Source organism: Peribacillus sp. NPDC094092 (assembly GCF_050279365.1).
Lineage (GTDB): Bacteria > Bacillota > Bacilli > Bacillales > DSM-1321 > Peribacillus.
Genome location: NZ_JBNNUC010000001.1, coordinates 1,659,961 through 1,684,195, shown reverse-complemented (window position 1 = coordinate 1,684,195; position 24,235 = coordinate 1,659,961). Strand labels below are relative to the sequence as shown.

General features: G+C 40.3%; 22 protein-coding genes. 12 read left to right on the top strand and 10 right to left on the bottom strand.

Annotated elements, in window-relative coordinates; translation table 11 throughout:
* Positions 1–76 precede the first annotated feature (76 nt).
* Positions 77–1,642, bottom strand: coding sequence for an MDR family MFS transporter (locus tag ACQKNS_RS08080; RefSeq protein WP_427641951.1), 1,566 nt, complete (start codon positions 1,640–1,642; stop codon positions 77–79).
* 269 nt (positions 1,643–1,911) lie between these two features.
* Here ACQKNS_RS08080 and proC point away from each other — a divergent pair, with 269 nt between their 5' ends.
* Entirely contained in the window at positions 1,912–2,718 is an 807-nt protein-coding gene (proC, locus tag ACQKNS_RS08075) for a pyrroline-5-carboxylate reductase (protein ID WP_427641950.1), read from the top strand.
* 82 nt (positions 2,719–2,800) lie between these two features.
* Positions 2,801–4,168: an FAD-binding oxidoreductase gene (locus ACQKNS_RS08070; RefSeq protein WP_427641949.1), complete on the top strand. Its 1,368-nt coding sequence runs from the start codon at positions 2,801–2,803 to the stop codon at positions 4,166–4,168.
* Between the two features lie 352 nt (positions 4,169–4,520).
* Here ACQKNS_RS08070 and ald read toward each other — a convergent pair whose 3' ends face one another.
* The 6 genes from ald to ACQKNS_RS08040 all read right to left on the bottom strand — a co-directional run bounded on the left by ald (position 4,521) and on the right by ACQKNS_RS08040 (position 10,954).
* Positions 4,521–5,654, bottom strand: coding sequence for an alanine dehydrogenase (gene ald, locus ACQKNS_RS08065; RefSeq protein WP_076367639.1), 1,134 nt, complete (start codon positions 5,652–5,654; stop codon positions 4,521–4,523).
* Positions 5,655–5,826: 172 nt separating this feature from the next.
* Positions 5,827–6,648, bottom strand: coding sequence for an EcsC family protein (locus tag ACQKNS_RS08060; protein WP_427641948.1), 822 nt, complete (start codon positions 6,646–6,648; stop codon positions 5,827–5,829).
* Between the two features lie 49 nt (positions 6,649–6,697).
* A complete protein-coding gene (locus tag ACQKNS_RS08055; protein ID WP_427641947.1) occupies positions 6,698–7,954 on the bottom strand; it encodes a PucR family transcriptional regulator in 1,257 nt (418 codons plus the stop codon).
* Between the two features lie 127 nt (positions 7,955–8,081).
* Positions 8,082–9,080 carry an inorganic phosphate transporter gene (locus ACQKNS_RS08050; RefSeq protein ID WP_427641946.1) on the bottom strand — a complete coding sequence of 333 codons (999 nt, stop codon included), beginning with the start codon at positions 9,078–9,080 and terminating at the stop codon, positions 8,082–8,084.
* A gap of 15 nt (positions 9,081–9,095) precedes the next feature.
* Positions 9,096–9,716 (bottom strand): DUF47 domain-containing protein, encoded by a 621-nt coding sequence (locus ACQKNS_RS08045; protein WP_427641945.1) that lies wholly within the window; start codon positions 9,714–9,716, stop codon positions 9,096–9,098.
* 239 nt (positions 9,717–9,955) lie between these two features.
* On the bottom strand, positions 9,956–10,954 hold the full coding sequence (locus tag ACQKNS_RS08040; RefSeq protein ID WP_283901094.1) for an inorganic phosphate transporter: 999 nt from the start codon (positions 10,952–10,954) through the stop codon (positions 9,956–9,958).
* 395 nt (positions 10,955–11,349) lie between these two features.
* Between ACQKNS_RS08040 and ACQKNS_RS08035 the strand changes: the two genes are divergently transcribed.
* Positions 11,350–12,180, top strand: a complete 831-nt coding sequence (locus tag ACQKNS_RS08035) for an aldo/keto reductase (RefSeq protein WP_427641944.1) — start codon at positions 11,350–11,352, stop codon at positions 12,178–12,180.
* 471 nt (positions 12,181–12,651) lie between these two features.
* Complete coding sequence (locus tag ACQKNS_RS08030) at positions 12,652–12,906, top strand: GlsB/YeaQ/YmgE family stress response membrane protein (protein WP_179086047.1); 255 nt, start codon at positions 12,652–12,654, stop codon at positions 12,904–12,906.
* A 155-nt stretch (positions 12,907–13,061) separates the two neighbouring features.
* On the opposite strand, the gene ACQKNS_RS08025 is transcribed toward ACQKNS_RS08030, so the two are convergent.
* A complete protein-coding gene (locus tag ACQKNS_RS08025) occupies positions 13,062–13,982 on the bottom strand; it encodes an RluA family pseudouridine synthase (RefSeq protein ID WP_427641943.1) in 921 nt (306 codons plus the stop codon).
* A 232-nt stretch (positions 13,983–14,214) separates the two neighbouring features.
* On the opposite strand from ACQKNS_RS08025, the gene ACQKNS_RS08020 reads away from it, so the two are divergent.
* Complete coding sequence (locus tag ACQKNS_RS08020; RefSeq protein ID WP_427641942.1) at positions 14,215–14,637, top strand: DUF5365 family protein; 423 nt, start codon at positions 14,215–14,217, stop codon at positions 14,635–14,637.
* A gap of 69 nt (positions 14,638–14,706) precedes the next feature.
* Here ACQKNS_RS08020 and ACQKNS_RS08015 read toward each other — a convergent pair whose 3' ends face one another.
* Complete coding sequence (locus ACQKNS_RS08015; RefSeq protein WP_427641941.1) at positions 14,707–15,177, bottom strand: thioredoxin family protein; 471 nt, start codon at positions 15,175–15,177, stop codon at positions 14,707–14,709.
* A gap of 585 nt (positions 15,178–15,762) precedes the next feature.
* Between ACQKNS_RS08015 and ACQKNS_RS08010 the strand changes: the two genes are divergently transcribed.
* The 3 genes from ACQKNS_RS08010 (at position 15,763) to ACQKNS_RS08000 (ending at position 19,887) form a co-directional block, all read left to right on the top strand.
* On the top strand, positions 15,763–17,310 hold the full coding sequence (locus ACQKNS_RS08010; RefSeq protein WP_427641940.1) for a GNAT family N-acetyltransferase: 1,548 nt from the start codon (positions 15,763–15,765) through the stop codon (positions 17,308–17,310).
* A 153-nt stretch (positions 17,311–17,463) separates the two neighbouring features.
* Positions 17,464–19,194: a phospho-sugar mutase gene (locus ACQKNS_RS08005; RefSeq protein WP_427641939.1), complete on the top strand. Its 1,731-nt coding sequence runs from the start codon at positions 17,464–17,466 to the stop codon at positions 19,192–19,194.
* A 165-nt stretch (positions 19,195–19,359) separates the two neighbouring features.
* Positions 19,360–19,887 carry an NADPH-dependent FMN reductase gene (locus ACQKNS_RS08000; protein ID WP_076367619.1) on the top strand — a complete coding sequence of 176 codons (528 nt, stop codon included), beginning with the start codon at positions 19,360–19,362 and terminating at the stop codon, positions 19,885–19,887.
* 130 nt (positions 19,888–20,017) lie between these two features.
* Here the strand turns inward: ACQKNS_RS08000 and ACQKNS_RS07995 are convergent, their stop codons facing one another.
* On the bottom strand, positions 20,018–20,260 hold the full coding sequence (locus ACQKNS_RS07995) for a YhdB family protein (protein ID WP_048689737.1): 243 nt from the start codon (positions 20,258–20,260) through the stop codon (positions 20,018–20,020).
* A gap of 132 nt (positions 20,261–20,392) precedes the next feature.
* Between ACQKNS_RS07995 and ACQKNS_RS07990 the strand changes: the two genes are divergently transcribed.
* The 4 genes from ACQKNS_RS07990 (at position 20,393) to ACQKNS_RS07975 (ending at position 24,212) form a co-directional block, all read left to right on the top strand.
* Positions 20,393–21,361 carry a M14 family zinc carboxypeptidase gene (locus tag ACQKNS_RS07990; protein ID WP_427641938.1) on the top strand — a complete coding sequence of 323 codons (969 nt, stop codon included), beginning with the start codon at positions 20,393–20,395 and terminating at the stop codon, positions 21,359–21,361.
* A 49-nt stretch (positions 21,362–21,410) separates the two neighbouring features.
* Complete coding sequence (locus tag ACQKNS_RS07985) at positions 21,411–21,731, top strand: DUF3889 domain-containing protein (protein ID WP_427641937.1); 321 nt, start codon at positions 21,411–21,413, stop codon at positions 21,729–21,731.
* Between the two features lie 236 nt (positions 21,732–21,967).
* Positions 21,968–22,849, top strand: a complete 882-nt coding sequence (locus tag ACQKNS_RS07980) for a radical SAM/SPASM domain-containing protein (protein ID WP_076367611.1) — start codon at positions 21,968–21,970, stop codon at positions 22,847–22,849.
* Positions 22,850–23,369: 520 nt separating this feature from the next.
* On the top strand, positions 23,370–24,212 hold the full coding sequence (locus tag ACQKNS_RS07975) for a MurR/RpiR family transcriptional regulator (RefSeq protein ID WP_427641936.1): 843 nt from the start codon (positions 23,370–23,372) through the stop codon (positions 24,210–24,212).
* Positions 24,213–24,235 lie beyond the last annotated feature (23 nt).

The following is a 24,235-nucleotide window of genomic DNA, read 5'->3' as shown; positions in this document are numbered from 1 at the left end:
CCTTATCAATGAAAAAGAAACATGAAGGGATTAAAAAGACCGGCTGAATATATCAGCCGGTTCCGGGCATACACTTTTAGCCTAATTCTTTTTCCGTTTCTTGATCTCTTTTGATTCGGCCTGAACCCACGGAAAGTGCCACTAATATCCCCGCCGAAACAAAAAAGATACCGGTGATGAAAACGCTGGAGAATGCATCAATCCAAGCATTTTCAATCGTTTTCACAAGGGCATTGCTGACTTCTGCCGGCATTTTAAGGTTTTCCGGATAAAGCATGATATTGAATAGCGCATCCGTTTTATCGGCTAATGCTTTCAGTGCCTCATGCAATATAGGGTCCTTTTGGCTTACGACCGCATCATCCATATTTTGCTGGAGATTGTGATTCATGACAGCGTTCAAAATCGTGATGCCCATCGTTCCTCCTATGGATCGGAAGAATGTCGAAGCAGCTGTAACCGAACCTAGCTGGGATTTTGGAAACTCGTTTTGAACGGCAATCATCAATGTCGGCATGACAAGACCCATTCCTATTCCAAGGATGGCCATGAATGAATACGCAGTGAATATAGTCGTACTGCCGTCCATCATGCTCATTAGGAAGAAGCCAAGCGTTGCAATGGCCATTCCAAAGGTAAGCACGGTACGAAAACGGAATTTCAATAGTAACCGCCCGCCAATGATGCTGGAAAGAATCATACCGATCATCATCGGAGTCATGGTCGACCCCGCCTTTGTTGGTGAAACTCCCAGTACGCCTTGCATGAACAGCGGTACGAACATGATCGCCCCGAACATGCCAAGGCCAAGCAGGAATCCTAAAATATTCGTAGTTGAAAAAACTCTGTTTTTAAAAAGGGATAGATCAAGGATCGGTTCGACTGCTCTTCTTTCAAAAATGATGAATAGGGCAATGAAGACAATGGTACTGCCGAAAATCAAGAGAGATTCCAGTGATAACCATTCAAATTTATCACCACCGAAGGTCAAGCCCAGCAGTAACAGCACAATACCAGGAATCAAGGTGAAAATCCCCAGATAATCGATATTCACTTTCTCTGCTTTCCTTATGGCTTCATGTTTCAATCCTACATAAATCAAAATGGCAGAAAGTAAGCCAGTCGGTACATTGATCAAAAAGATCCAATGCCAGCTGATATGGTCAACGATCAGACCGCCCAGAAAAGGACCAATGACGGAACTTAAACCAAAAAGTGCTCCAAATACACCTTGCCATTTGGCTCTTTGTTCGGCAGAGAATATATCGCCGATTATCGTTTGCGATAAAGGCATGATCATCCCGCCGCCGATTCCCTGCAGCCCTCTATAAATGATCAATTGCTCCATCGAAGTGGCTGTGGCACATAAAAACGAACCAATCGTAAAAATGATCGTACCAAGCAGATAAAGGGAACGTCTCCCATATAAATCAGATAGCTTTCCAACGATCGGTACAACAGTCGTTGAGGCTATTAAATAGGCAGTCGTCACCCATGCAAAGATGGTAAAACCATTCAATTCCCCGATAATTGTCGGCATGGTCGTACCGACGATCGACTGTTCCAATGAACTGAAAAACATTCCAATGATCAATCCTGTTAAGACTAGCTTAGTATTGACCGCTCTTTTTTCCGTTTGCATACGATTTCTCCATTCCTGGAACTATATTCCTTTTTCGTTTGTGACTCGTAGGTCAAAATTATAAATCTGAAATGACCATTTAGTCAACGGTTTTTTTTACTGAAAATTTCATTTGCAAAAAGGCGGATACCAAAGGTTCATCCATAACACCTAAGTAATTCGACCAGAAACCACCAAATCCTTCCTTATTAATATCTCCAACGTGTTTCCGTTTATGATATTCGATATAATAAGGAATATAGATGAACTTATGATTGGAAGTGTAAGGTATGAATAAAAAAATCGGGTTTATTGGATGCGGCAAAATGGGTGAGGCAATGCTTGAGGGCATGTTGCTTTCAGAGGTCATTTCACCTGAAGGGATCATGGTCAGTACTGCGAGTGTGGAAACCAAAACTAAAATCACCACGAAATATAACGTTAAAGGCACTTTGGATAATATAGAGGTTGCCGGTTTTGCCGACTTTCTCTTTCTAGGGATCCAACCTGCCATGCATAAGCAAGTGCTTGAAGAAGTGAAGAATCATGTGAAAGAAGACGCTGTGATCATTACCATGGCAGCTGGGATCACGATATCTTTAGTTGAGGGCAGCTTCGGAAAAAAAGTGAAGGTTGTCCGGACGATGCCAAACACTCCTTCGCTTGTCGGTGAAGGCATGACGGCCATGAGCATCAATGCTGAAATTACCGATGCTGATATAGAGGATGTGACTGCACTGCTGAATAGTTTCGGTAAAACGGAAATCCTGCATGAAGATTTGATGGACGCAGTACCGGCCATCAGCGGTTCGTCGCCTGCTTATGTATACATGTTCATCGAGGCGCTGGCTGATGGAGGGGTCCGTGATGGCATTCCACGGAAACAAGCATATCGAATGGCAGCACAAGCTGTAATGGGAGCTGCTAAAATGGTACTGGAAACGGAAAGACATCCTGCTGCTTTAAAGGATGATGTCTGCACGCCGGGCGGTTCAACGATAGCTGCGGTAGCGTCTTTAGAAGAGAATCAGCTAAGATCCAGCATATTGCAAGCAATGAAGGCCTGCACGGATAAAACGAAAGGTTTCGGTAAGTGAAGAACGGTGGATTGCCTATTAGGGGGCAATCTCATCTCGTGTGATATTTTCAGAATGTTTGGTAAAAAGAGGGGGCGGCATAATGAATGGTCATATAGAAGAATTAAGGAAGATACTCACGGAAGAACAAGTAACGGTGAATGAAACTTTATTGGAACAGCACAGCCATGATGAATCCTACCACACTCCGCATTTACCGGATATGGTCATATACCCAAGAGATACTGAGGAAGTGAGTGCAGTCATGCGGTATGCGAATGAGCATGAAATTCCGGTCATTCCTTTTGGATTGGGATCAAGTTTGGAGGGGCATGTCGTTCCGGTCAAAGGGGGAATTTCCCTGGATTTGTCCTTGATGAATCAAATATTGGAAATCAGGGAAAATGATTTCCTTGTGAAGGTCCAACCAGGTGTGACAAGGACGCAACTCAATAAAGAATTAAAAAAATACGGTTTGTTCTTTTCCGTCGATCCTGGTGCCGATGCTACATTGGGAGGGATGGCAGCTACGAATGCAAGTGGGACGACCTCGGTCAAATATGGGATCATGCGCGATCAAGTCAGGGATTTGGAAGTGGTTTTAGCAAACGGTGAAGTGATTCATTCTGGAAGTTTAGCGACAAAATCATCTTCAGGCATTCATTTGAATGGCTTGTTTGTCGGCTCGGAAGGTACGCTAGGTGTATTTACTGAACTGACATTAAAAGTATATGGCATTCCTGAAGTCATAATGGCTGGGAGGGCCTCATTTCCAACCGTCGAACAGGCAGTATCTGCGGTTAATGGGATCATGCTAGCTGGAATCCCGATTGCCCGAATTGAATTGGTCGATGCCGAGTCCATAAAAAAAGTTAATCAATTCATGGACAAATCCTATGATGTCCAACCAACTTTATTCCTCGAGTTTCATGGGAATTTTGCCGGACTGGAACAGGACGTCAAATTTGCCAAGGAAATCGTAAGTGATTATGGCTGTGGCGATATACAGTTTGAAACCGATTCAAAAGCACGAAATGCCTTATGGGAAGCGCGCCATAACCTCGCATACGCATTCATTCACAGCGCACCTGGAAAAAAGCTGATGGTGACCGACGTAAGTGTGCCCCTTCATGAATTATCGAATGCCATATTGGATACAAGGGAGAAAGTCGAACAATCCAAAGTGGAGGGGGCAATTGTAGGACATGTAGGTGACGGGAATTATCACGTATTGTTCATGATTGATCTGAAAAATCCAGAAGAAGTTAAAGAAGCGAAGAGGTTAAATGAAGAAATCGTGGAATATGCATTAACAAAAGGTGGTACATGTACGGGTGAACATGGGGTAGGACTTGGAAAATCGAAATATCAGCGAAGGGAGCATGGAGGAGCTTACGAAGTGATGAAAACGATCAAACAGGCATTGGATCCGAAAGGAATAATGAATCCTGGGAAAATCTTCATAGATTAAGAGGAATATTCTATTTAGTAGATTGGTAATAAGAACAAACAGACTTGATCCCATATAAAATATAGTGGAAATCTTGCCTATTATATGGGGCCAAGTCGACAAAATACCAATTACATATCACGGAATTTAAGCATATATTCGCGTTAAAATCATTTTCGTCTTTAATTCGGGCTATAATCGGAAAAATGGTCCGGCCGAGCTGATAATTCGGCCGTTATGCAAGTTAAATTCCAGTAGTGCCGGATAATCTGGCCTGGACCAGATATTGTTCGATGAAGTACAGCTTCAACGAGATTCTCGTCCAAAAAAATAAGACTCCAGACAAGATTGCGTCTGGAGTCTTATTTTTTTATTAAGCGTTAATGTTATTTGAATTCAAGGCATTTTCAACACTTACATAGTTGTAGCCAAGGTCTGTGGCAACTGCTTCGAACGTAATTTCACCGTTCGCTACATTGACGCCTTTGGCGAGTGCATCATTTTCAAGGATTGCTTTGATGGCACCTTTGTTGGCAATTTGAAGTGCAAATGGTACGGTTACGTTAGTTAATGCAACTGTAGAAGTTTGAGGCACTGCTCCTGGCATATTCGCCACTGCATAATGCACTACTCCATGTTTAACATAAGTAGGGTTATCATGTGTTGTTATGTGGTCGACCGTTTCAAAGATACCGCCTTGGTCGATTGCAACATCGACAATGACTGAACCAGGAGACATCGATTTAACCATTTCTTCAGTAACGAGCTTAGGAGCTTTAGCACCTGGAATCAATACAGCACCGATCACTAAATCGGCATCTTTGACTGCTTCCGCAATATTATAAGGGTTGGAGATAAGTGTAGTCAGCTCATTTCCGAAAATGTCATCTAGCTGACGAAGACGGTCAGGGCTTAAGTCAAGGATGGTAACATCTGCGCCTAATCCAATAGCGATTTTAGCAGCATTCGTACCAACCATACCACCGCCGACAACAGCGACTTTACCACGTTTAACTCCAGGAACTCCGCTTAAGAGTATTCCTTTGCCGCCGTTATTTTTTTCAAGGAACTGAGCACCGATTTGTGCAGCCATGCGTCCTGCAACTTCACTCATTGGTGTCAATAAAGGAAGTGTGCGGTTTACTGCAACCGTTTCATAAGCAATGGCCAAGACACCGCTTTCTTTTAGGGCCTGAGCTAGTGCCGGTTCAGCGGCAAGATGTAAATATGTGAAAAGGATTAAATCTTTTCGGAAATATTTATATTCAGATGAGATAGGTTCTTTTACTTTCATGATCATTTCTGTGCTTGACCAAACGCTAGCAGCGTCCTCGACTATAACAGCACCAGCTTCTTGATATGATTCATTTGTAAAACTGCTTCCTAGACCTGCGTTCATTTCGATTAATACTTCGTGACCTGCATTGACTAATGCCACAACCCCAGCTGGAGTGATAGCTACACGGTTTTCATTGTTTTTAATCTCTTTTGGAATTCCTATTCTCATCTTAATCCCTCCAATAATATGTTTTTACTATTTGTATCACAAGTATAGTTGGAAAAAGGAATAGTTAGTATGTGGAAATCAGAAAATTGAAAAAGGTGTATTTGTGGAATTCCACAAACGCAGTATCATAAAATATGGGCTCGACAGGAACAAAACCTTTTTAAAACTGAATTCAATTCTTTGCAGTAGGTTCTTGAATGCGCTCTAAAATCCTTCTTTTCTTATATAGCATGATTCCTGTATCGGCTATATCGGCAATCATGGAACGATTTGTAAGGGCGCCAAAGATGATTCCGGCAACAGGAACCATTTGCAAAAGCTTTTTCCAACCAAACTGATCACGGTATGTATAAACGACTTCCCGCCAACCTTGAAGTTCGGATGCTATTTCCCTTTTTGATTGGGAATCGGTCTGGTTCATTTTTGACAATTCATTTAATAGAGCCTTTTTGCCGACAACATCCGATGTTGTGAATTGCAAACATTTGACGATGAAAATACGTTCTTGCCGGTCTCTAGGATTGAATCCATATGTGATGGCGATATCCTGAAGCGTTTTGATCGACATGCCGAGAAGAAGGGGGATGTCGATGGCCAAGGTGAAGATTCCGCCAATCCCTGTAGTGGCACCTTGGACCGTTGCCATTTTGCTGCCTGAATTTTTAATATCCTGACTCACGCTATCCATGATATGGAGGGGTATGCTCGAAACATCTTCCAAGGCGTTAATATCCAACTCGGGAACCTTGGCTTGCAGCTGACTTAGAATATGAGCTTCTTTCGTTAAATATTTTCCGCCATTCTGAATGTAGCTGCCGATTTCATCGAGCATGACACCCAATTTTTTCTGAATAAAATCCGGTGTCAACTTATCCAATAGCTTGAAGGGAATCCGTCCGATCCGTTCCCAAAACCATAGTCCTTTCTGATCTTTCTCCCATTTTTCAATGATGGTTAATTCTTTTTTAAGATCTTCTTTTGTTTCAAGTTTCATATGATCAACCTTTCCACACTTCTAGTATTCCATATCAGGGAATATATCATTAATTTTTCTTGTAAAATTCATCATATTGATTAAGTTTAATGTTAAGAAAGAGGGTCATTTTTTGAATCGGGTCTTTAAGCCGAATATTTCCCACTTCAGCGATTCTTTTTAATCGGTAATTCAATGTATTCACATGGACATGAAGATTACTTGAAGCTTCATTTGGATTACAGTCTTTCTCTAGATAGACAGTGAGTGTTTGCAGCAATTCCGTCTGGTTTTTCATGTCGTATGCTTTTAGCTTAAGGATGGAAGGATGAACACGACGCTGTTTGTTGCTTGCGAGTGTTTCAATCATTTGAAACATGCCAAGTTCTTCATAATGTAATATGAGTTTCATGTCATCTGGAAAAATATTCTTCATTTTAAGGGTGTATTGAGCTTCTTCGTAACTTGATTTGACATCCGTTAAGTTTTTATACATATTGCCAGCCGTTCCAAGGATATGCTCAACACCAAAACGCCGTTTCATCTCCAGGATGAAAAAAGGAATGAACTCATAAATCGATGAAGTGAAAGAAGGGCTGTTTTCCTGGTTGCCTCCCGCCAAAAGAATGAGCTTGTTATGGTCAATGGCAAATAAGGAACTGTTTATCTTTTGAGTGGTCGTTAACATGTATGAAATGTAGCGCTCCACTTCGCGATTGATTTCTTTAGGAAATTCGAATACCAATATGGAAAAAACCATTGGAACGTGGATGGCAAATTTCTTATAGTTTTCAATTATTTCCGATTCTTCTTGGTAGTGTCCGGTCAACATGCGCCAAAGGAACTCTTGATGACCTGCTTCTTTCCTTTTCTTTTTCAATTGCAATTGCTGTAACTGGTTCTTCGCCTCCTTGGCAGCGAATTGCAGAAATTTCATATCTTCTTCGGAGAAAGGTTCATTTACTTCCAAAGCCCAAATGAACCCTAGAACTTCATTATTTTTCCGGATGGAAACTGCAACCCTGTTACCCAGACCGACATCATTGATGGCCCCGATTTTAATGGGGGCATCTTCTTTCAATAACGCGGGGATGAAGCCATCTTTCCATAAACTATTGATGACCTTTTCAGGGACTCGTCTTCCGATTATGGTCATGATACGAGCCTGATCCGTCGTATCATCATGTGTGCTATATGCAAGTAAGCGGTGGTTACCGTCCTCGATCGTAATGGGGCAACCTAAAACAGAACTGATTCTATCGGCAAACTCCATCATATCTCCATAAAGGTCTTTAAAAATATCTCTATTTTTTTCGAATTCCTTCATTTTTTTTGCCCCTCACTAAAAAAATTCCTTCTCCTTGAATTTTAAACGATTTCCTATTAATAAGCATAGATAAATCCTTTGTTAAAACAGAAAATCCCTACCGATGGAAACCGGAAGGGATTTTATTTTAGAATAGGAAGTTAATTAAAAGATAAAGCAAACCAGCTAATGTTGCCGAGATGGGAATGGTAATGAACCAAGTGATGATCATTCTTTGTGCCGTTCCCCATTTTACGCCCTTGACACGATGCGCTGATCCAACCCCAAGGATTGAAGACGAAATAACATGGGTTGTACTGACTGGCATGTGTATTATAGTCGCACCGAAAATGATAAAGGCTCCGGTTAAATCCGCTGCTACACCATTTACCGGACGGATTTTCATGATTTTGCCGCCAACGGTTTTAATGATCTTCCAACCGCCGACCGAAGTTCCAAGTCCCATTGCTAACGCACAGGAGAATTGAACCCAGAAGGCGATATCGGTACTTGATGCATAACCATTTGCAATAAGGGCCATCGTGATGATACCCATCGCTTTTTGTGCATCGTTCGTTCCGTGGGTATACGATTGAAGTGCTGCAGTAGCAATCTGTATAGTCCGGAATTTTTGGTTTGTTTTTGTCAGGTTATTGTTTTTAAAGACAACTTTAAAGATGCTGTATACGATAAACCCGATTGCAAAAGCAATTAGCGGGGAGAAGATCAAAGCTTGAAGAATTTTCAAGAATCCTCCCCAGTTAATCCCAGCGAATCCTGCTGCAGCAATGGCTGCACCAGCAATCGAACCAATCAATGCATGGGAGGAACTGCTTGGTATTCCGTAATACCAGGTTAGAAGGTTCCATATGATAGCGGCAAGTAGAGCAGCCATAATTACATATGAACCATTCGGAAGCGTGAACGGATCCACGATATCCTTCGTTATTGTCTTCGCCACTCCAGTAAATGTCATGGCTCCGACGAAATTCATGACAGCTGCCATGATGATGGCATGCCTAGGCTTCAAGGCCTTTGTTGAAACAGCAGTCGCTATTGCATTTGCTGTATCATGAAAACCATTGATGAAGTCAAATGCTAAAGCAAAGAAAACGATTAATATTGTTATAATTAATAAAGTATCCATTTATTGGGGTACTCCTTAGGCGTTTTTCATTATGATTGTTTCAAGTGTATTGGCCACTGCTTGACAGTGATCGGCAATGTCTTCAAGGCTTTCATAAATTTCTTTATATTGAATGATCCTGATTGGGTCTTTTTCAACTGTAAACAAGTTTTTGATTGATTGACGTTGGATTCCGTCACATACGGATTCAAGATCTTTAATTTTGATTGCATGTTCACGAATCATTGGCAATTTTTTAGTGGATAGTGTATCGACGGCATTTTCAATCTCATACGTACACTGTTTGATTGCATCCACAAACTTAAGCATATACTCATCTGCATTGACGATTGAGTACATTTCGAATAATGCCGCACAGTGTTCCAAACCGTCTATGACATCATCCATTCTCATGGTCAATTCAAGTATATCTTCCCGTTCGATAGGAGTGATGAAGGCATTGTTCAGCTCTTTAATCACATTATGAACCATTGAATCGCCTTTATGCTCATAGTCTTTCATCGTATCTGAAAATACTTTGAGATCGGAGATGTTTTTGAGTTTATAATCCGCGAAATAGTCAGCACCTTCTTTAAGGTTTTGAGCGATGTTAAAAAGCATTACTGCGAATTTGTCTTTTTTTGATTTAAAAGCCATGTTAAAGCCTCCCAATTAGTCATGCAAAATTTACGCACTTTAGTCGTACGCTTAGTATTAACAAAATGATTGTAACGAATTCACATAGTATTCGGGAAGGTTTTTCGACGAAAATTTACAAAATCTTAATAAAACTTTATATAAAAACACAAGCAAAATTAAAAAATGGGAAAAATCCTACAATTATAAGGGGAAATTTGTATATAAAAAGCCTTTCCAATATGGAAAGGCAAAGGGTTTTATAAAAATAATGCAATTAAATAGTAAATGATACCAGCTAAGGAAGCGGAAATTGGCAATGTAATGAACCAAGTGATCAACATATTTTTTGCGGTTCCCCACTTTACACCTTTGATGCGGTGTGCAGAACCGACCCCAAGTATGGAAGAAGAAATAACATGTGTCGTGCTGACCGGCATATGCAAGAAGGTTGCACCGAAAATGATGGCTGCTCCAGTCATATCGGCAGCCACTCCGTTAACTGGGCGGATTTTCATGATTTTACCGCCAACAGTTTTGATGATCTTCCAACCCCCGATTGATGTACCAAGCGCCATGGCTATTGCACAGGATAGTTGTACCCAGAAAGGAACTTCAGACGTAGAGGCATATCCGTTAGCGATTAAAGCCATCGTGATGATACCCATGGATTTTTGAGCATCATTCGTTCCATGTGTATAAGATTGGATGGCCGCCGTGAGAATTTGTATTCTCCTGAAACGCTTATTGGTTTTCCCTAAATTATTATTTTTGAATACCACCTTGAAAATACTGTATACAATGAACCCAAGCGTGAAGGCAAGGATAGGGGATAGAATCAATGCTTGTACAATTTTAGTGAATCCACTCCATTTAATCGCATCGAATCCACTAGCCACAATGGCAGCTCCCGCTATTGAACCAATAATTGCATGGGAGGAACTGCTTGGAATGCCAAAATACCAAGTGATTAAATTCCATATAATTGCCGAAAGCAGTGCAGCAAGGATTACATAAGAACCATTGTTCAATGTGAAAGGATCAACGATATCCTTCGTAATGGTATGCGCTACACCGGTAAAGGTCAGTGCTCCTAATAAATTCATGACCGCAGCCATGATGATGGCATGACGTGGTTTAAGCGCCTTGGTTGATACTGCTGTAGCGATGGCGTTGGCCGTATCATGGAAACCATTGATAAAGTCAAAGACCAAAGCAAAAATAATAATTAGCGCGGTTAAGATGAGAATGCTATTCATACATGGAGGACTCCCTTAATTTCAAGTATGTAAAGTGTATATGGATTGTCACCAATGACTGGGCAGGACAGTTTGCAACTCCTCTATATTTAGAATGGGAGTTTTACATTTGATTATTCTTAAATTTGGCACCTTCTTTTTTACTTGGTTGTAAGTCGAACTATTCAATTGTAACGAATTTCATACCTATAAGGATAGATGTTTCGTCTTTTTTTTACAAAATATTTAACTTAGTGAATGATTAAAAAGATAAAATGCCCCCCTCTAATATATATAAATGGTATTTAAGGGGAATTTTGGCGCTAAAAGGTGTCTATAAATCCCGAGGCTTATGGTTAGAAATAGGAGGTGGGGAGATGTATAATTGGTAAATAAAAGTAAGGGGGAATGATGGAATGATTTCAAATATTGGGGAAACGATCACCTTACATAATGGAGTTAAAATGCCACAGTTAGGCTTCGGTGTATTTAAAGTGAAAAGCGGCAATGAAACGGTTGAGTCCGTCAAGAAAGCGATCGAAGTTGGTTATCGTGCAATTGATACGGCGGCCATTTATGAAAATGAAGAAGGTGTTGGTCAGGCGATTAGGGAATGCGGAGTGCCCCGTGAAGAATTGTTCATTACATCTAAAGTGTGGAATACAGAGCAAGGATACGAAACGACGCTCCAGGCATTTGATGATAGTATAAATCGCCTTGGTTTGGAATACTTGGATTTATACCTGATCCACTGGCCGGGTAAAGATAAATATCTGGAAACCTGGAGGGCATTGGAAAAGCTTTATAAGGATGGAAAGGTGAAATCAATCGGTGTAAGTAATTTTCATGTTCATCATTTGGAGAATCTACTTGCAAACAGTGAAGTGAAACCGGTCGTCAATCAAATTGAATTGCATCCACTATTGACTCAAGTCGAAATTCGTGATTACTGTGCAAAACATGAAATAAAGGTAGAATCTTGGAGCCCGCTAGGCAGAGGAAACCTATTGGAAGAGCCGACAATCAATCATATAGCGAAGAAGCACGGGAAAAGTTCAGCACAAGTGCTGATTAGATGGCATCTACAACATGATCTAGTTGTAATACCTAAATCGATTACGCCGTCCCGTATCGAGGAAAACGCAGAGGTATTTGACTTTTCATTAAGCCTGAATGAAATGAATCAAATAGATGCCTTGAACAAAAATGAACGGTTCGGCAGCAATCCTGATGAACTTTTGTTCTAAAAAGAATACTGCAAATGATAGGAGGGTGTCCCGAATGGGGCATCCTTTTTCTTTTTCCTCATGAACATAATTGAGACAGTTATTGCTTATACTAACTATGTGACAAAGTTAAGCCTATGATATACCCGTTTAATATGTCTTATAATCCTGTTTTCGTTGCCAAATATTTTAAAAAAATTTAGGTTTTAGATTAATTAAACGGGGAAAATAATGAGTACAGCGGCAAACAAAAAGAAAAAATTCACTAACATGAGATTGTCCAATCAGTTACTCAGGGGCTATAGCTAGCTAACTCTACCCAATAACTAAAACATTCACATTCATTAGTTATTGTGCGTAATCGGCATCATACCATTTGAATGTAAAAGGTAAAAATAACTGAAAAAAGGCATGACAATATGGAAGTGATTTGATTTCTTGGAGTCTGCTGCAGGTTTGAAAAAATAACTAATTTTAAGGAGGAAATATATTATGGGATTTTTATGGTCATTAATTATCGGAGGTATCATTGGTTGGTTAGCGGGTATGATCGTTGGACGTGACGTACCATTTGGAATTATCGGTAACATTATCGCTGGTTTTGTTGGTGCATGGTTAGGTTCATTAATTCTTGGGAACTGGGGACCTTCAGTAGCAGATTTCGCTATAATTCCAGCATTGATTGGTGCTATCGTTTTTGTCTTTGTCTTAAGCCTTATCTTAAAAGGCATGAGAAAAGCTTCATAAATGAGGAAATTAAGCTGGCCCAAGTGGCCAGCTATTTTTTATGTCAAAATGAACTTATTTCGTCCCAACATGTATTTAAACCATCAATTCGGCCCAAATGCAGAAAATCTTATGAATGGAAGAAATAAGAGCACGGTTCCATTTAGGAACGGTGTTTATTCAGTTTGAATGGTGACATTGAATATTTCAGGTTTATCAATGAAAGGAGCTTCAATGCTCATTTTTTTTTCTGAAATGGGGTGGGTGAATTCGATTTTTCCTGCATGCAGGGCTTGACGTGGAAATGTCTTTTTTCCGCCGTATAAGGTATCTCCGGCCAAGGGATGATTCAAATGACTGAAATGTACCCTGATTTGGTGGGTCCGGCCGCTTTCCAGCGTGCAGCTGACAAGTGTCAGGTTTTTCTTGGGATCGCGATTGAGTACCTTATAATGGGTGACTGCCGTCTGGCCTGTAGGGGAAACCCTTCGTCTCGTGGCATGGTGTCGGTCGCGGCCAATCTTTTCTTTGATTTCGCCTTCGTTCTTTTTAATGTTTCCTTCGACTAAAGCCAGATATGTCCGTTTGATTTCCCTTTCTTCCAACATTCTATCCAGCATGGATCCAATGAGGCGGTTTTTGGCAAAAAGGACCGCACCGGTGGTATCTTTATCAAGCCTATGAATATGTTTGATCATGCAGGACTGACCGGTTTTTTGAAGATGGTGCGCCACTCCATTGATGAGGGAATGGGCTTCACCTGGTTGAGAAGGGTGAGTATCCATTCCAGCCGGTTTATTGGCTATCAACAACACATCATCTTCATATATGATGGAAATTCCTAAGTCTGTCGCTTGAACTGTTTCATTCTCAGCGTGATCCAATAAAGGGATGCTGATCGTATCACCTTCATTAAGAATGGTTGACCATGTGACGGAATTTCCGTTCACTGTCACTTTTTTACTCATCCTCCATTCATGGACTAATTTCTTTGGGGCCTTCCACAGCTCCCTAAAAAGATTTTCCAATGTTAATCCATTCCAACTTTGGAGAACGTCTATTATTAAATGTTGGTTAGTTATTTGAAAATTTTCCAATTGAACTCCTACTTTCGACTACTTTGGTTTTAATTAAATGAAAAAAATATATAATAATTAAAGATGAGTCATGAAAAAAGTAACCTTGGACCTATTGCTGAAAATTCCGTGGTGGAAATTACCACATATTTTTTACAAAATTTATGTTATTCTATGAGGAAAGAAATCGCTTGTCCTAGAATATACATATAATAGATAGGTCTAACGGATCTGAAAAAAGGTGGTTTTTTTAGTGAAGACGGTCTTTTCTTCAACTGAAGAACAAGAGCAAGAAATAGCGAGTCTCGTTTCTCGTTTCTACGAATCTGTATTTCCCAAATACTTTACGGAAAGTGAAATCCTTCATTTTCGCGAGATTGGCGTTTTAGAGCCCAATCAAAGTTCTGTTACTTACTTGGCAACATTAAGAGACGCATTTCAAGTAATGACATGTCTACAAGTCCTTATGTCGATATTAGACAAACAGAAGAGTGAAGATTTGATGGTGATGGAATCTAAATCCGAAGAATTGTTCCAACATAACATCACTCTATTGAATGAATGCGGAATTTTCTTCCCCTTTTATTATGACCATTTTTCAAGTATAAATCATGATGAAGCGAATAATGATATGCAGATGATGGACATCCAGGTGGCGAATCAATATTTAGTATAAGGCAAAAATAATGAGCCGGCTATAACGGGGGAGGCATTTCCGTTAGGGCCGGCTCATTTTTTTCCATCCTTAATTAATATCATGGTCCTCGAACCATTTCTCGAAGGTTCCTTCATCTTTAAAGCCGACGATTCGTTCTTGTTCTTCACCATTTTTATAGTGAACGATGGTCGGGGTCTTTTTGATGCCATAATCGCTCCATCCTTGTTCAAACTCCAAAAGATTGAATTGAACAAGATCAATACCCAATTTCTCTGCCAAAGGTGCCACGACTGGTGTGGTTTTTTGACTGATTGAATTCGTAGGACTATAGAAATAAACGGTCACTTCTTTACTATCTTGGAGGTCCTTCTCCAACTCGACAGGAAGGATCAGATTTTGATAATTGGGGTCATCCAGCTGATCGACAGTGGCAGGTTTAAGTTTATCCTTGCCGTATGGATTTCCTTTTGATTTTTCTTCTTTTTTCATGTTTGTAAAAACGCCCAGCAGGACAAAAAGGGCGACGATTATCACTAAAAATATAGCCATTTTCTTCATTAAGCTGCAACCTCCTTGGATCTTGTCCATACGATGTAATAAATAATGACGAATGCAGTCAAGGCTAGAACGTGATGGTGATGAAACCCATACGTTTATAAAGTGTCCTGTACATGGAATGAAGCCTTTACAAATAATGATACATGGAAATGTATGCACCGATGGCTGTTACTATCATGGTATAAACGCAAATCCAAAGATCTTATCGAATGATTGCAATTCCTGGAATTGTAAAAGGATATGTGATGATCTGCTGATACCAACAGGGCGCAAACGGTTCATTTTGCTTCATTTCAGAGTAAAAAAGCTTTCAAACATAGCGATGATGGAGTAGCCGAGGCCACAGTTAATAAGTTTTCCCCATTGCAAATAGTCTTGTACATGGTTCCTCTTCCCCATCTCTTTTTGCTCTCATGAAAAGTATAGTATGTATGGACGGGGTCTGTAAAATATATATTCTTTTTACCGGATATTAAGTATGGTTTTTATCCATGCAATTTTGAAATCCATAGGTAGGTTCAGTTGTTTTAATTTTTGAATAAGGGGTATAATTCTTATGGAAGAGATTAAAGGAGTCTGAGGAAAATGCCGAATTTGGACCTGCATAAATATGAAAAAATAATGGAAATACGTAATATGAGGCTAGGAGACATAGATGAAATAATTGCTTTGCAGTCGAGTTGCTTTCCTGGAATGGTTCCCTGGAAGAGAGATCAGCTTGAGAGTCATCTGGCAATTTTTCCGGAAGGACAGTTTGTGGCTGAATATGATGGAAAAGTGATTGGCTCATGTTCCAGTCTCATTATTAATTTTGACGAATATGATGACCGACATACATGGGATGATGTAACAGATAATGGCTACATCACGAATCATAATCCCGACGGTTATAATTTATATGGGATCGAGGTCATGGTCCATCCTAAATTCCGCAGGATGAAAATTGGTCAAAGACTTTATGATTCAAGAAAAGAACTTGTTGCCCATTTGAATTTAAAAAGCATCATTATCGGCGGCAGGATCCCCAATTACCATAAACATGCGGATGAACTGTTACCAAGGGAATATGTGAAAGAGGTGCAATTGCATAAAATATATGATCCGGTTCTTTCGTTCCAGCTTTTAAATGGGTTCACGCTTATGAGGATCAATCCGAATTATTTACCGGATGATCTGCAATCAAATAAGTATGCTACGCTCATGGAGTGGAATAACGTCGATTATCAACCGAAAACAAAACGTTATTACAAAACATCAGAACCAGTGAGGATCTGCGTCGTGCAATACATGCTGCGTAAAATCGATTCATTCGAAGACTTCGCTAACCAAGTCGAGTATTTCACTGACGTTGCTTCGGATGCTAATGCGGATTTTGCCGTGTTCCCGGAATTATTCACCACCCAGTTGATGTCTTTCTTGAATGAAAGATCACCAAGCTTGGCTGTACGGAAACTGTCGGATTTCACGGAGCAGTACATTGAATTGTTTACCACTTTAGCTGTAAGGTATAACGTCAATATCATCGGCGGTTCCCATTTCGTAAAAGAAGATGATGACAATATCTATAATATCGCTTATTTATTCCGCCGCGATGGGACGATTGAAAAGCAATATAAAATTCATATCACACCAAATGAAAGAAAATGGTGGGGTATTAACGCAGGTGACCGCGTTCGAGTCTTTGATACGGACTGTGGAAAAATCGCCATACAAATTTGTTATGATATTGAGTTTCCGGAACTCGCCCGAATTGCTACCGATATGGGTGCCAAAATCATATTCACTCCATTTTGTACGGAAGACAGGCAAGGCTACCTGCGAGTTCGTTATTGTGCTCAGGCCCGTGCTGTGGAAAACCAAATTTATACCGTCATTTCCGGAACGGTCGGGAATCTTCCGCAAACGGAAAATATGGATATTCAGTATGCCCAATCGGGAATATTCGCTCCATCGGATTTCGAATTTGCGCGTGACGGCATTGTCGGGGAAACCAGCCCGAACCTTGAAATGGTCTTGATTGGCGATGTTGATTTGGAGATTTTAAGGCGGGAGCGTCAGTCTGGTACTGTAAGGCAATTGAAAGATCGCCGCCATGATATATACAATCTGCATTATAAAGATGGCGAAAAATAATGAGGTAAAAGAGCTCGTGATGTTAGAACGCTAGATTTGGTTCTTTTCATTACGAGCCTTTACTTCATTTATTGGAATAAATATGATAATTTTGTATATGTAAGGCAGATACATAATAATTACAAATTAGGCGTTTTGGAGGAGATGTTGGAGATGGGCTGGAAATCTTTATACACCACTTGGGCAGGGTACCAGAATTTAAATGGGGAATTACGTGTCCTCCTTGAGGAAATGCAGCGGGATGAAGCAAAACTCGAAGATGCCTTTTATAAAAATTTAGAATTTGGAACAGGTGGAATGCGTGGGGAAATCGGAGCGGGAACGAACCGGATGAATCTTTACACTGTAAGGAAGGCTACGGTTGGGTTGGCTCAATATATCTCTTCGTTTGGGGAAGAGGCTAAAGGAAGAGGGGCTGTGATCGCTTATGATTCGAGACATAAGTCCCCGGAGTTTGCACTCGAAGCAGCTAAGACCTTGGCTACATTTGGGGTGAAGGCTTATTTATTCGATGAACTGCGTCCAACTCCGGAATTGTCATTTGCGGTTCGCGAGCTGAATGCTTTTGCCGGGATCGTCATCACGGCAAGCCACAATCCGCCTGAATATAATGGTTACAAGGTTTATGGACAGGATGGGGCACAATTGCCACCGGAAGCAGCCGATCAAGTGATCAGCTACGTGAATGCCATTGAAAATGAGCTTGAAATTCAGATTGAAGAAGCTGATATCCTCAAAGGAAAGGGCCTCATCGAAATGGTCGGGGAGGAATTGGATATCGCATATAATCGTGAATTGCTCACAGTTCCCGAGAATCCGCAGCTTGCCGAGGAAATAGATGTGTCAATCGTCTTTACACCGCTTCATGGAACGGCCAATAAATCCGTCAGGCGGGCACTGCAAAGTTTAGGATATCAAAATTTGCATATCGTTAAAGAGCAGGAATTGCCCGATCCGGATTTTTCGACAGTTAAGTCACCAAATCCGGAGGAACCAGCTGCATTTGAAATGGCCATCGAACTTGGGAACAAAGTTGAAGCGGACTTATTGATAGCCACGGACCCAGATGCCGATCGGCTTGGAATTGCCGTGAAAAACGAGGTAGGTCAATATGTTGTCCTGACTGGAAATCAAACAGGTGCACTTTTCCTGGACTATTTACTGTCCCAGAAAAAAGAAAAAGGGAAGATTCCTCAAAATGGAGTCGTCTTAAAAACCATCGTCACTTCAGAAATCGGGCGGGCGATTGCCGAGTCATATGACTTGAAGACAGTAGATGTACTTACCGGGTTTAAGTTCATCGCCGAGAAAATAAATCAGTATCATGCAAGCGGGGAAAATAGCTTTTTGTTCGGATATGAAGAAAGCTACGGTTACCTGATTAAAGACTTTGCACGTGATAAAGATGCCATTCAAGCCGCAGTGCTGGCAGTTGAGGTCTGTGCTCATTATAAAAAGCAGGGATTGACACTATATGAAGGGTTACTGAATGTGTTTGAAAAATACGGCTTTTACTTGGAAGGATTGCGTTCAATGACTTTAAAGGGCATTGAGGGGGCGAAACAGATTTCTGGAATATTGAATCAATTCCGTCAAAATCCTCCATCCCGAATAGCAGGCATTCCGGTAGTTGCTGAAGAAGATTATCAACGCAGCAAAAAACGTACATTACTTTCAAATAATGAAGAATTGATCGAGCTTCCGAAATCAAATGTATTGAAGTATTTCCTTGAAGATGGTACATGGGTTTGCCTCCGTCCATCTGGAACTGAACCGAAAATTAAATTCTATTTCGGTGTCCAGGGTAAATCAATGCCAGAAGCAGAGTCCAAGTTATCGGGAGTCATGGAAGATTTCATGAGCAAGATTGAAGCGTTAGTATAAATGTATGAAAGCTTAACGAAAGACCTTCTATGGTCTTTCGTTTTTTTGATGGCAATTCTTCAGCAGTATGAATGATCAAAATTCTAGGAAATTCCGTTTCCGATTTGGTATACTGTATTGGCGACTGATCTCGGAAAACAACGGGAATAATGGAGGTATAAATTCATGAAATTAGTAATCATTAATGGTTCACCGCGTAAACAAGGGCGTACGGGGATAGCCTCTCGCTACATATCCAAGAAATACGGGGCGGAACTTATCGATTTAAGCAATAGTGAAATCCCTTTATATTCAGGTGAAGGTGAGCAATATCAATTGGATGTGATTCAAGGTCTTCGGAAAAGCATCGAGGAAGCCGATGGCGTAATTCTGACCACTCCGGAATATCATGGTTCCATGAGCGGGGCCTTGAAAAATGCCTTGGATTTTCTAAGCAGTGAGCAATTCACGCATAAACCGGTTGCACTATTGGCTGTTTCCGGCGGAGGTAAAGGCGGAATCAACGCCTTGAATTCCATGAGGACAGTGGGCCGAAGCCTTTATGCAAATGTAATCGCTAAACAATTGGTACTGGATCCACATTGCTTCGATTACGAAAATGATGGTTTATTTGAAGAGTCTGCCGTACTTGTAGAAGGCATGATTGAAGAGCTTAAAATGTATGCAACTGCATATACTGCAATGAAAAAATAATGAAATGGGGGTCAGGTATTTAATACCTGACCCTTCCTTGTTTTTATAGGGTTTCACCAGCCAAAGTTATATCCCCGATACTTAATCCTCTTGTATAAATTTTCCCGTCTTGCAAAAACTATAGTTGATTTTAGCTTGGAAGTTCACTTAAATAATCACTTGTTTTTTCTGCCGCATGATCCAGATAGCGAAGCAGTGCATACAGCTGGGATTGAACGATTTGATAATCATGCTCAAACCTGTAAGCGTGCAAAAAATGTTCTATTTTCTTCGAAAGAAAGTGATCTTTCGTTCGAACCATCAATACTAACAAGCTGTCCCAATCAGAACGGTGTGTGTGAAACAATGCCTGATCATAATCCGCAATCCTCATGTTCTTCTCCCCCTTAATAAGGAGCTATTTATATTTTGTTCAGATATGACAGAACTTTTCCTTACAATAAGTGGCGATGTATTGGGACCGCGGTTGTTGCTTTTTTCCTGAATAAAAATAAAAGGTGAGTACATGAGAAAAATAATGGTAATTGGAATATTGGTGCTGCTTTTTTTCCCTGAACCATCGCTGGCGGCAGAAGTGTATTCCCCTGAACAGATGGAAATGGATTTGCAAGGAATCCAAAAGCAGTATGAATTAGATGTAAAAATAATCGGGCAAACTGAAAAGGGGAAAAATATCAAGGCAATCAAATTAGGAAAAGGAAAAAGATCGATTTTGCTGGTGGGATCACACCATGGACGGGAATGGCTTAGTTCCATACTTTTAATGCGCATGCTTGAAGAATATGCAGCCGCCTATCGAGCAGGCAAACCTGTTGGAGAATATCGAACGGAATCATTGGATGAAGTGAGCATCTGGTTCATCCCGATGCTGAATCCAGATGGAGTAAGCATTCAGCAAGGAGATCTCTCCCACTTAAATGTTTTTGAAAAGGCTGCAGTATGGAAAATGAACCAATTTAGCAGAAATTGGTCCCGCTGGAAAGCCAACGCCGAAGGCATTGATTTAAATAGGCAGTATCCGGCTGGATGGAAAGAAGTCATGAGTGATGAAACAAAACCAACGTATCAATTTTATAAAGGCCTAAAACCATTGGAAGCAGCTGAAGTGAAAGCGCTCACTCATTTCACGAAGGAGATCGATCCCCTTATCGCTGTTTCCTACCATACCTCAGGAAGGGAAATCTTTTGGCATTATAAAAATAAACGGAAATATATGGCGAGGGATTATGGAATTGCCAAAAAGACTGCAGAATTGACTGGATATGAATTGACCTTTCCGGAAAAAGAAGCGGTAGGAAGCGGATTTACGGATTGGTTCATAACTGAATTCCGCCGCCCGGGAATGACGATCGAACTTAGTTATTTAGTGGATGAAACCAACCCGCCGTTGACTGTGTTTCCAGAGGAATGGGAGAGGAATCGATTGGTGGGTATCATGCTTGTAAAAGAAGCGAAGCAGCTGTATAACAACTGAACAATTTTACATAATAATAGTAAGCGGAAAGTATGAGGAGGAAAAGGTTTTGAAAAAAGTCATCGTGATGCTAATGGGAATTTTTTTGATCATACAAACAGGGGCCATTTCAGCACAGGCCCAAAAACCCGATTACGAAAAATACGGAAAGATTGCCATTACAGTTGTGCAGGCAGATTATCCTGAAGTTAAGATTAATGATTACGAATATAAGGGCAGAAAAACTGTATCGAACAATCTCGTCGAAGACGATTTCAGATTTTTGGTCGATGATAAAGGTCAGCAATTCAATGTCATCGTGACCGTACAACATGATCTGAAAAATGAAAAATTACTAAGTTTGAAGGTTACGGAGCAAAAAGGAAAGTGATTTCAGAACAAGCGGAAAAGGTATGCATCTTACCGAACATCTTCACCTAGGGAAGATGTTTTTTTCTGATTTCTTTTATAGGTTGTCCAAAAAATGGTGGATACCGGATTAGTTGCCAATCGAAAGTGATACCCATCCGTTTAGCTGCCATGAAGTTTTCATTGCATTTATGAGCAGCTAACCAGTATAGTTAGAATCAGATTGAAACAATAAGCTTGATTGTAGGGGTATTAGAAATGAGAAAGTTTAAGAAAGTTTATGTGGAAATTACGAATATATGTAATTTGAAGTGTAATTTTTGTCCAAGTTCCAGCTTGCAAAGGACCCTGAAGTTCATGGATCCTGAAGGGTTTACGGATGTAATCAAGAAAATCAAACCACACACCGATCATATTTATTTTCACCTGATGGGTGAACCATTTTTAAATAAAAATTTGGGTACATTCCTGGATATCAGTGCTGAAAATGACCTGAAGGTGAATATTACTACGAACGGTACCTTGATTCAAAAGGTCAAAGACAAGCTGCTATCCAAAAAAGCCCTTCGACAGGTGAATATTTCACTTCATAGCTTTGAGGCAAACGATACAAGCAACAGTCTTGATTCTTATGTCAGTAATATTGCCGATTTCATAAATGAAGCAAATGAAAAAAGCGAAGTGATTTGTGCCATTCGTTTATGGAATATGGATACGGCTGAATTAAAAGCCAGTAATGGACTGAACGACGATATCCTTAGCATGCTGGAGGAGAAGCTTTCATTGGACATTCGCTTAAGTGAAGCTCTTCAGCAAAAGAATAATATTAAGTTGAAGGACCGGGTTTATATAAATATGGCCGAAAAATTCGAGTGGCCGGAATTGGATCGTGACATTATCGATGAAAATATTTTCTGCTATGCCCTTAGAGATCAGTTGGGCATCTTGGTGGATGGTACAGTGGTACCTTGTTGCTTGGATAGTGAAGGGAAAATACCGCTTGGAAATATATTCGAAACATCACTTGAAGACATTTTAAATGGTGAGCGGGCTAAAAATATGTACGATGGTTTCTCGAGAAGATGTGCAGTTGAAGAATTATGCAAACGTTGCGGCTATGCAAAGCGTCATAAAAAATAAGATTAACTGAAACCACGGAGTCCATCTTCGTGGTTTTTGGCTGTAGGCAAACTCTATGAAAACTCAGTTTGCCTGCAGTTTTTTATTTAAAAGTTCAGTTGATTTCAGAAATCCGCTCCCTTTCCGCCGACTGTCTGCCAAGCCTCATCAAAGCAGGCGCCTGTGGTGTCTTGGCTAGCCAGTAATTCGGCAGGAGTGTCGCAAATTTCTTCAATCCCATGAGGATTAGGGTCAAAAACTTTAAAGACCGGAATACTATATTCTACCGTTCACGAATTTCTTTGACCTTCACCATTCGGACTTCGAATCCTATTTTGTCGCCAAACTGAAACCACGGATCTTCGTGTTTTTTTTGTGTGATGAATGATTTTGCCCCTCTTATTTTTGATTAAAAATTCAGAATATTATTGTTTTATTGAAAGTCCCGTGATAAAATACTCTCTATTATTGATGAAGTTAAAACTTCATATTGTCATATAAAAAGTATTGGATTCATATCTTGCTTCAGAGGGGATGTTTTATGGATTTACAGCAAAAAGTTAAAGAAGTATTCCCTGGTTTATCCACTGGTCAAAAGAAGGTCGCGAAATACTTGTTAGTGCATTCACATACATTTGCAGTCACTTCAGCTCAAAAGCTCGGAAAAGATATAGGGGTAAGTGAAACGACCATCATCCGTTTTTGCTATTCATTGGGGTTAAGTGGATATGCGGAACTTCAAAAACTAATTCGCAATCAGTTGATATACGAGAGCAGCAGTTTGAATGAATATCATTCTTCAAAACTTGAAGCCGCGAATCAGCCAAACTTCATGGCTCAAGTGATGGGGCAAGATATCATCAGCATCGAAAAGACAATGAATAATCTATCAAATGAAGATTTCTCCAAAACAGTCGACAAATTGGCGGCAGCTGACAATGTTTTGATATCCGGACACCGGTTATCATTTTCGGCAGCACATTGGTTAACTTTTACGCTGAGGCTTGTTAGGGAAGAGGTCCATTTATATAGGCCTGATACGGATGATATTTTTTTACTGTTGAATAAAATGACTGAAAATTCCGTTTTTGTTTCAATTTCTTTTCACCGCTATGTTAAAGAGACTGTGAAAATCACGGAAATGGCCAAAAAAGCGGGTGCATTTGTAATTGGTGTTACGGATTCTGAATTGGCTCCAATTGCTGAATACGCTGACATATTATTGCCCATTTCAGCACCTAGGACTTCCACTATCGATACGGCACCGGTTTTATTCTCATTATTGAATAGTTTAGTAGCTGGAGTATCGATTAAGGACGAACAGGGTTTCAAAGAAAGAAAAGCTATATATGATGCGTTCAATCAAGATGAATTTTTCTTTTGAGATTCAATTTCCATCAGTTTGGT